Source organism: Veillonella sp. HPA0037 (assembly GCF_000411535.1).
Classification (GTDB): Bacteria; Bacillota; Negativicutes; order Veillonellales; family Veillonellaceae; genus Veillonella; species Veillonella atypica.
The window spans coordinates 544,557-554,256 of the sequence record NZ_KE150483.1 but is presented as its reverse complement, the minus strand read 5'-3'; the positions used below and the strand labels follow the sequence as shown (position 1 = coordinate 554,256).

7 protein-coding genes are annotated in these 9,700 nt (G+C 36.1%); all 7 read left to right on the top strand.

Going from position 1 to position 9,700, the window contains the following annotated elements; translation table 11 throughout:
* On the top strand, nt 1-3,660 hold a 3,660-nt coding region (locus HMPREF1477_RS09815; protein WP_016475710.1), incomplete at its 5' end, for a YadA-like family protein.
* A 214-nt stretch (nt 3,661-3,874) separates the two neighbouring features.
* Nucleotides 3,875-4,306: a division/cell wall cluster transcriptional repressor MraZ gene (gene mraZ / locus HMPREF1477_RS02625; protein ID WP_016475709.1), complete on the top strand. Its 432-nt coding sequence runs from the start codon at nt 3,875-3,877 to the stop codon at nt 4,304-4,306.
* Nucleotides 4,307-4,315: 9 nt separating this feature from the next.
* Nucleotides 4,316-5,248, top strand: coding sequence for a 16S rRNA (cytosine(1402)-N(4))-methyltransferase RsmH (rsmH, locus tag HMPREF1477_RS02620; RefSeq protein ID WP_005376203.1), 933 nt, complete (start codon nt 4,316-4,318; stop codon nt 5,246-5,248).
* Nucleotides 5,249-5,268: 20 nt separating this feature from the next.
* Nucleotides 5,269-5,673 (top strand): cell division protein FtsL, encoded by a 405-nt coding sequence (gene ftsL, locus HMPREF1477_RS02615; RefSeq protein ID WP_016475708.1) that lies wholly within the window; start codon nt 5,269-5,271, stop codon nt 5,671-5,673.
* A gap of 58 nt (nt 5,674-5,731) precedes the next feature.
* On the top strand, nt 5,732-7,216 hold the full coding sequence (locus HMPREF1477_RS02610) for a UDP-N-acetylmuramoyl-L-alanyl-D-glutamate--2,6-diaminopimelate ligase (RefSeq protein WP_016475707.1): 1,485 nt from the start codon (nt 5,732-5,734) through the stop codon (nt 7,214-7,216).
* Nucleotide 7,217: 1 nt separating this feature from the next.
* Nucleotides 7,218-8,576 (top strand): UDP-N-acetylmuramoyl-tripeptide--D-alanyl-D-alanine ligase, encoded by a 1,359-nt coding sequence (murF, locus tag HMPREF1477_RS02605; RefSeq protein ID WP_016475706.1) that lies wholly within the window; start codon nt 7,218-7,220, stop codon nt 8,574-8,576.
* 61 nt (nt 8,577-8,637) lie between these two features.
* Nucleotides 8,638-9,624, top strand: a complete 987-nt coding sequence (gene mraY, locus HMPREF1477_RS02600; RefSeq protein WP_016475705.1) for a phospho-N-acetylmuramoyl-pentapeptide-transferase — start codon at nt 8,638-8,640, stop codon at nt 9,622-9,624.
* Nucleotides 9,625-9,700 lie beyond the last annotated feature (76 nt).

The following is a 9,700-nucleotide window of genomic DNA, read 5'->3' as shown; positions in this document are numbered from 1 at the left end:
AAGAACATCGCTGTAAACGCACAAGCTATTGTAGATAATAGTAAACGCATCAATGAAACAAATGTTAAGGTAGAAAATAACACTACTAACATTGCGAACAATACTAAGAACATCGCTGTTAATGCACAAGCTATTGTAGATAATAGTAAACGTATCAACGAAACAAACGTTAAAGTAGATGCTAATGCAGCGGCTATCGTAGATAATAGTAAACGTATCAATGAAACAAACGTTAAAGTAGATGCTAATACAACAGCTATTAACAATGTAAATGTTAAAGTGGACGGTATTAAAGGTGATATTAATAACATTAATGTAAAAGTTGATGGTATTAAAGGCGATTTAGATGGCTTAACTAAACGCGTAGATCAAAATACAAAAGATATTAATGTAGCTGGTACAATTGCCCTTGAAAACCGTAAGTTTATCGGTGATAACAAGGTAGCTATTGAAAACAACACTAAGAATATCAATATCAACGCTAAAGCTATTGATGAATTGAAAGGCAAAGTAGGTCAATCCTCTACAGTTATCAACGATATTAAAACTCAAATCACTAATATCAATGGTAAGGTAGAAAACAACACTACTAACATCACAAACAATACTAAGAACATCGCTGTTAATGCACAAGCTATCGTAGATAATAGCAAACGTATTGATGCAACAAATGTGAAAGTAGATGCTAATACAACTAACATTGCAAACAATACAACAGCTATTAACAATGTAAATGTTAAGGTAGACGGCATTAAAGGTGATATCAATAATATCAATGTAAAAGTTGATGGTGTTAAAGGTGATGTAGCAGGTCTTAAAGAACGTGTAGATCGTCATGATCAACGTTTGGATTACTTACAAGATAACATCACAGATAATTCTACACGTATCAGTGTTGTAGAAGATGGTGTTAAATCCAATACTAAAGCTATTGATGAATTAAAAGGTCATATTGGTACTCAAATCACAAATATCGAAAATACTATTACTAACAAAATTAATGAAAATAATGTAGTTATTAATAAGTCTATCGATAATAAGATTACTGAAAATAATACTACAATTCTTAACAAGGTTGATAAAAATATTGATGTAAAAATCAATGAAAACAACAAACAAATTAACAACACAATCAATACGAAGATTGGTGATGTAAATGTTAAGATTGATGGCGTTAAAGGTGATGTATCTGGCCTTAAAGCTCGCGTAGACCGTCATGATCAACGTCTTGATTACATTGATGGTAACATTATTCATCATTCTGAACGTATCTCTGCTAATGAAGATGCTATCAAGAAATTGAATGGTCAAATTGGTACAACAATCACAAACGTAGAAACTACAATCAATAATAAGATTGAAGCAAATAACACAGTGATTAGAAATGATATCAATACCGCAATTTCTAATAACAACACAGTGATCAACAAGAATATTGAAACTGCTATCAATAATAACAATACAGTAATCAATAAGAATATTGATACTGCAATTAACAACAACAACACAACTATTATTAACAAAGTTGATAAAAATATCGATGCTAAGATTATTGAAAATAATAAAAATATCGATAGCAAGATCAATAATGTAAATGTAAAAGTTGATGCTAATACAAAAGCTATTGAAAATAATAGTAAATCTATTACAGCTATTCAAAATAATGTAGCTAATATTAATAGTAAAGTTGATGTGAATGCAGCAGATATTAAAGCAATACGTACTGATGTAACTAATAATACAAATGCTATTGCTAGTGTATCTAAACAAGTAGCAGGTAACACAGCAAATATTGCAGATGTTTCTGCTAAGGTAAACGCTAACTCCACTCGTATCGATGCAAATGCAGCGGCTATTGGTAACTTGAACGGCAAAGTTGATTCTAATGCGAAAGCTATTGAATCCTTGAAAGGTCAAGTAGGTAAAGGTAACACTACAATCGTTAATGTTGAAAAGAAAGTTGAAAACATCACAAACAACATTAAAGCTCAAAATAGTGTCATCAATGCTAATACTGTAAATATTCAAAACAATACTTCCAACATTAACAACATTAAAGCTAATGTAGTAAATGTTGAAAAGAATGTTAACAATATCAAAGCCGATGTAACTATCGTGAAGAATGATATTACTAACATCAATGCGAAGATTGATGCGAAGATTAATATTGTGAACAACAATGTTGAAAACATCAAGAATGATGTGAAGACCATCAATAATCAAGTTACAAATATTAAGACGGATGTAACAAGCATCAAATCTGATGTAACAAATATTAAATCTGATGTAACAAATGTAAATGCAAAAGTTGAAAACAATATTAAGATTATCAACGGCATCCAAACAGATGTATCTGGCTTGAAAGATCAAGTTGGCAAAAATACACAAGCAATTAAAGACTTGCAAAATGTAAGTGCTGATGTATCTAAGGTAAAAGAACAAGTTAATGCGAATACAATCAAAGCTAATGCTAACGAAGAACGCATTAAAAATGTTCAAAGCCAAGTAGAAGTTAATACTGATAGAATCAAACACAATACTGAAAATATCAATATTAATAAAGCTGCTATCAAACAAAATGCTGAAGCAATTCAAAATACTAACGTAACAGTTCAAAAAGTAATCAACAAGGTTGATGAACACACTGCAGCAATTAATAGTGTATCTGCTCAAGTTAACAAAAATACTAATAATATTGCCACTATCAATGCATCCGTTATTGAAAATACAAACAATATTACAAAAGTAAATAACCAAGTAACAGCAAATACTACTAATATTGCTAAAGTATCTAATCAAGTTACTACGAATATTAATAATATCAATGTAAATGCTAAGAATATTAGTGTGAATACAGAAAATATTAAAAACATTGATAGCCGTGTAACAACTAATGCAAATGCTATTGTTGGTATTACTGAATCTGTGAAAGCAAATGCTACTAATATTAACACTGTTAATAACCGTGTAACAGAAGTATCTAACCAAGTTAATACAAATACACAAAGTATTGCTACTGTAACAAATCAAGTTAATGACAATACTAAATTAACTAAGGCAGTAGGTGCGATTGCATTGGAAAACAATGAACGTATCAATGTAATGGGCTTACAAGTTAACAAGAATACTGCAGATATTAGTACATTAGCTGAAGCTGCAAATTACAGCTTGCGTGCAAGTGCATTAACAATTCAAGATCATGAAACTATTGAACAACATACAGCACAAATTCAAGATAACTCTCGTCGCATTAGCAGTGTAGAACGTGAAGTTAAAACAGTAGGTGCATCTGCAGCCGCATTGGCAGCATTGAAACCTATTGAATACCATGAAGGCCAAAAAGCTCAAATCATGGCAGCTGTTGGTACATACAAAGGTAAAACAGCAACTGCATTAGGTGTTGCTCATTATGCAAATCCTGATTTGTTATTCCACGCTGGTGCTGCTTATGATGGTGATAATGGTGTAATGGCAAATGCTGGTGTAACTATTGGTATAGGCTCCGCTCCTACAGCACCTTCCAAACCTGCATCTCCAGCAACTGTAAAAGTTCTAGAAGATAAGGTTGCTAGCTTAGAAGCACAAAATAAAGAAATTAAAGAAGTGCTTGAAAAAGTATTAGCTGCTAATCCTCAAGTAGCTAAAAAGACAACTAAATAAGATACCTCCCAAAAGGTAGGCACTGAATACCTGTCTATCTAAGGTATGTATAACCGCGTAGTACACTCGTGCTACGCGGTTTTCTTTTGATTTGAAGATGAAGGAAAATTCATAATTTCACCAATTTTTACGTTTTATTTATTGTAACGAGTGGGGGATTGTGGTAAAATTTACCATATAGTGGTGAATGAGGATTGTAAGGCGGTGATGTTAGATGTTCATGGGTGAATATAATCACACTATAGATGCAAAAGGACGGTTGATTATACCTGCCAAAATACGTGAACAACTAGGTGATCACTGTGTACTTTCAAAAGGCCTCGATAACTGCATCGCTATATATACTGCCGAAAGTTGGGAGCAACTTTCAAAAACATTACAATCATTACCATCTAATAAAGCAAATGCGCGTGCTATCAAACGGTTTTACTTTGGTAGTGCTGCAGAACTTGAATTTGATAAACAAGGCCGAATTTTGGTGCCAAGCGCCCTTCGTGAGCATGCGAAGCTACAAAAGGATGCGGTTATTATTGGTACTGGTGATAAGGTTGAAATTTGGAGCCGCGAACGCTTTGATGCATATGATGCGGAAGTGGCTGACAGCGTAGAGTCCTTGGCTGAAGGATTAGAAGGCATTGTGTTGTAGGAGGCTATCGTGGAATTTAATCATGTCAGTGTGTTGTTGAATGAAACGGTGGATTCTGTTGTTACCAATCCTGATGGTATCTATGTTGACTGTACCTTAGGTGGTGCTGGTCACGCTCATGCCGTAGGTGAACGATTGAGTTCACAAGGCATGATTATCGGTTTAGATCAAGATGAAGATGCCTTAGCGGTAGCGAGACAACGCTTGTCTGATTTAACTTGTCAGGTTATGACGATACCTACGAATTTTTCAGATTTAAAACATGCTTTAGAAGAGCAAGGTATTTATGAAGTTGATGGATTTATATTCGATTTAGGAGTTTCTAGTTATCAGCTGGATACACCGGAACGCGGTTTTTCGTATATGAATGATGGACCTCTTGATATGCGTATGGATAAAGAGGCACCTATTACTGCGGAAATAGTCGTGAATGAATATGAATCTGATAAATTATTACAGATTATCCGTGATTACGGTGAAGAACGCTGGGCTAAACGTATTGTTGAATTTATCGTGGCGGCCCGTAATGAAAAGAGAATTACCACTACTGGCGAATTGGTGTCAATTATAAAAAAAGCTATACCAGCAAAAGCAAGACAGGATGGTCCACATCCTGCAAAACGTACATTTCAAGCGATACGCATTGAAGTGAATCGAGAACTTGCCATTTTGCATGATAGTTTTGTAGATGCTGTGAGTATGTTGAAGCCAAAGGGGAGAATTGGTGTTATTACATTCCATTCCTTAGAGGATCGCATCACAAAACAAACATTTAAAGAGCTAAGTACAGCTTGTATTTGTCCGCCAGAATTACCAGTATGTGTATGTCATCATAAGGCTGTTCTTAAGGCTAAAAATAAGGCTATTGAGCCTAGTGCAGGGGAAGTAGAAATGAATCCTCGTTCTAGAAGTGCAAAACTTAGAGTAGGGATTAAATTGTAGTATTGGAAGGGGTTATTTTAATGTTAGCGAGAAAGGCTGTTGTGGGCCACGTTAAACGTGATGTGTTGCTAGGTGTACAAGCGAAAAAAGCGAGAGCTAGTGTTGTTTTTGATATTAGTCCATTGATGAGACAAATCATTCAAGGTATAGCAATCCTTGTTGGCTTTTTGATGATTATGATGGCTATGAATGCATATACTACAAAATTAGGTTATGAAGTAGTTAAAACACAACAAACTGTAGTACAATTAGCAAAGGATAATGATACCCTTGATGTAGAGGTGGCATCCTTGAAATCTCCAGTACGCATTCAAAAAATTGCGGAAGAACAATTGGGGATGGTTTTGCCTGATTCCTTTGTGTATAGCACTAAAAGTACGACTTCAGAACGCAATGTACAAACGAAACAGCAAATTATAGATTAGCAGGCAAAAGCAGCTCTTATGGGCTGCTTTAATTTGCGTATATAGAGGAGAATGTAGTATGAAAACCTTAAAAGATATTATTAGTACATTAGATGTACAACAAGTACAAGGCAATCAAAATGTATCTATTCAAGATATTACAGCTGATTCCAGAGCAGTAAAACCGAATAGTTTGTTCATTGCTCTTGATGGGGCTACAGTTGATGGGCACAATTATATTGATAAAGCAGTTGCAGCCGGTGCTGTTGCCGTTATCGTATCAAAACCGGTTACTGTACCTGACGATGTATGTGTCATCACTGTTGCTGATACACGCCAAGCTATGATGGCCTGTGTTCCATATTTCTTTGATTACCCAGCTAATCGCATGCGTATGGTCGGTGTTACAGGTACAAATGGTAAGACGACTACCACACATATGATTCGCCATATCCTTAAGGCACAAGGCTATAAGGTAGGGGTTATCGGTACTGTCCATATCATGATTGGTGATACGAGTTACCCAATTCATAATACGACACCTGATGTTGTTGATTTACAGCATATTTTACATCAAATGGTTCAAGAAAACGTGGAATACTGTGTAATGGAAGTATCTTCTCATGCATTGGCACTCGGCCGTGTTAGCGGTGTTGAATTTGATACGGCAGTATTTACGAATTTGACGCAAGATCACTTGGATTTCCATAAAACATTTGAAAATTATTTGGCCGCTAAATGTAAATTGTTTGAACAAGTTAGTGCGCCTAATCAAGTAAAAGATAATAAAGGTGCTGTTATTAATATCGATGATTCCTATGGTCATCGTGTTATGGAAAAAACTACAGCTCCAACAATTACATACAGTACATTAGGCAAGGGCACATTGAATGCATCAGATGTTCATATGTCTACTAAGAATAGCCAGTATACTGTGAATTATAAGGGGGAAAGCTACCCTGTATCGATGAATACTACAGGCTTATTTAACGTGTATAATACATTGGCTGCCATTGGAGCTTGTCTACAAGAAGGCATCTCCATGGAAGCGATTGATACGGCGTTAAAAACCTTTAGTTCCGTTCCTGGACGTTTTGAATTAATTGAAGAAGGGCAAGATTTTGCCGTTGTTGTCGATTATGCTCATACACCGGATGGTTTGCAAAATATTTTAGAAACTGCAAAGGCAATTAAAGAAAATCGTATAATTATCGTGTTTGGCTGCGGTGGCGACCGTGATGCTACAAAACGTCCAATTATGGGTCGTATTGCTGCAGAGTACGGTGATAAGATTTATGTAACATCCGATAATCCACGAACTGAAGATCCTGTACAAATTGTTAAGGATGTTGAAGTGGGTGTAAAAGAAGCACTTCGCGACGGTACTTCTTATGAGGTAATTGTCGATCGTAGAGAAGCAATTAATCATGCAATTCATGATGCAAAAGCTGGTGATATTGTTATTATCGCTGGTAAGGGTCATGAAAATTATCAAATATTAAAAAATGAAACAATTCATTTTGATGACCGAGAAGAGGCTCGAAAAGCTCTTAAGGAGATCTAATATGGCAGAATTTACATTACAAGAAATAATTGATGCTACTAGTGGCACATGTAAGGGCGATGTAAGTTTACAATTAAAAGATATATCTACTGATACGCGTACGATTGAAGCGGGATATGTATTTGTAGCCTTGAAAGGCGATACATTTGATGGTCATGATTTTATTAAAACAGCCATCGAAAAAGGGGCCACTGCAGCAATCGTTGAAAAGGGACGCAGTGTAGATGGCATTATTTGCGTGGAAGTGGAAAACACGCTAAAGGCATACCAAGATTTGGCGAACTTTCACAGACGACGTTTTCAAATCCCTGTGGTAGCCATTACTGGTTCATCTGGTAAGACGACGACAAAAGAAATGGTAGCCGCTGTTCTTAGTACTGAGTTTAATGTTTTAAAAACAGAAAAGAACTTTAATAATGAAATTGGTTTACCAAAAACATTATTGCAACTTTCACCAGAACACGAAGCTTGTGTTGTAGAGATGGGGATGCGTGGATTAGGTCAAATTGAAGAATTAGCCCTTATTGCAGAACCGACAATTGGTATTATTACAAATGTAGGAACCAGCCATATTGAATTGTTGGGCTCTCAAGAAGCCATTGCTGAGGCAAAGGGTGAATTGATTAGATGTTTAGGCCCTGATAGTGTGGCCATTCTAAATGAAGATGATCATTTCGTAAAGGCCATGAGTTCCATTGCAGAAGGAAAAACTGTTACTTACGGTATTCATAGCAATGCTACGGTAATTGGCAGTCATTTACGCTATAAAAAGGATGGCATTAAGTTTACCTGCAAATGTTATGACGAAGTATTTGACGTATTTTTGCCTATGATTGGTGAGCATAATGTGTATGATGCGTTAGCTGCTATTGCTGCAGGTCGTGTGTTAGGCGTTAAATCTAGTAAGATTAAAAAAGGTCTTAGTGATTTTACAGGCACACCTATGCGTCAAGAAATTGTAGCATTCGAAGACATTGTTATTCTCAATGATGCGTATAATGCTAATCCTTCTTCTATGAGTGAGTCCATCAAAGCATTGGGTCAATTAGAAGGTAAACGTAAAATTGCTATGCTCGGCGATATGCTTGAACTAGGTGATTTTACGGAGGAAGGCCATCGCCAAGTTGGCAGATTATTGGCCGAAGAAGGGTATAGCGTTGTATTTACCTTTGGTGAGGCGGCAAATTTCATTGCTAAAGAAGCGAAATTAGCAGGTTTAGAGGTGCATCGTTGCAATAGCCATCTTGAAATGGCAAATGCCTACAATGATATTCGTGAAAAGGGCGATGTTATTTTGGTAAAAGGTTCCAGAGGTCTTCGAATGGAACGTGTTGTAGAGGAATTAAAAGAACGTGAATAGAGGTTATAACGGCTAGATTCTTCTAGCCGTATTGGCCGTTATTAGAGAATAGGGGAGTAATATGATTTACCACATTCTATTAGCATTTGTAGTGACATTTATAATTACATTAGTATTGGGCAAGATTGGTATTCCTATGCTTAAATCTTTGCATGCTCAACAAAGTATACGTGAGGAAGGTCCTGAAAGCCATCAAGCTAAGGCTGGTACACCGACAATGGGCGGTGCATTTATGATGGTAGCTCTTACGATCGGTGTGGCTATTTTTGCACCATGGAATGTGGCGACAGGTATGCTGTTATTCCTTACACTTGGTCATTGTTTGCTCGGGTTCTTTGATGACTTTGTAAAAGCTGTTAAAAAACGTAATCTTGGCTTAACAGCAAAACAAAAATTATTAGGCCAATTCATTTTGGCTGCTGTATTCTGTTATTGTATTACTGAAATTATGGTTATTCCTACAACATTATGGATACCAGTTATAGATGCACATGTTCAATTGGGATTTGCTTATTATATTTTGGCTTTCTTGATTATTGTAGGTGCTACGAATGCTGTTAATCTAACGGATGGTCTTGACGGATTGGCATCTGGTACCTCCGCCGTAGCAGCGATTGCGTTTTCTGTAATCGGCTTGATGATATACTCCACTGAAAGTTCTGTGGCTGCTGAAAGCGTAGCTTTCTTTGGCGCTATTGTAACAGCCGTATGTTTAGGCTTCTTGGTATTTAATATTAATCCTGCAAAGGTATTCATGGGCGATACAGGGTCCTTGGCTCTTGGTGGCGCATTTGCAGGCATGGCTATTTTAACTAAAACAGAATTATTACTCGTAGTGATTGGCGGTATTTTTGTAATGGAAGCTTTGTCTGTTATCATTCAAGTCATTTCTTTTAAAACAAGAGGCGTGCGCGTATTTAAGATGAGCCCAATTCACCATCATTTTGAATTATCCGGATGGTCTGAACAAACTGTAGTTAATCGTTTCTGGTTTGGTGGTGCAGTTCTAGCTGTGTTAGGTGTTATACTTGCAACTGTAACTATTTAATATAAGGACCTTATATTTGTAAATTGATAGTTAAATACGTGAAAATACTTAACTTGAAAGGCATTTAATGGTATTC

What these genes read in the sequence shown, in the direction of transcription:
- mraZ (WP_016475709.1), top strand. Translation starts at nt 3,875, where the DNA reads ATGTTCATGGGTGAATATAATCACACTATAGATGCAAAAGGACGGTTG.
- ftsL (WP_016475708.1), top strand. Translation starts at nt 5,269, where the DNA reads ATGTTAGCGAGAAAGGCTGTTGTGGGCCACGTTAAACGTGATGTGTTG.
- HMPREF1477_RS02610 (WP_016475707.1), top strand. Translation starts at nt 5,732, where the DNA reads ATGAAAACCTTAAAAGATATTATTAGTACATTAGATGTACAACAAGTA.
- murF (WP_016475706.1), top strand. Translation starts at nt 7,218, where the DNA reads ATGGCAGAATTTACATTACAAGAAATAATTGATGCTACTAGTGGCACA.
- mraY (WP_016475705.1), top strand. Translation starts at nt 8,638, where the DNA reads ATGATTTACCACATTCTATTAGCATTTGTAGTGACATTTATAATTACA.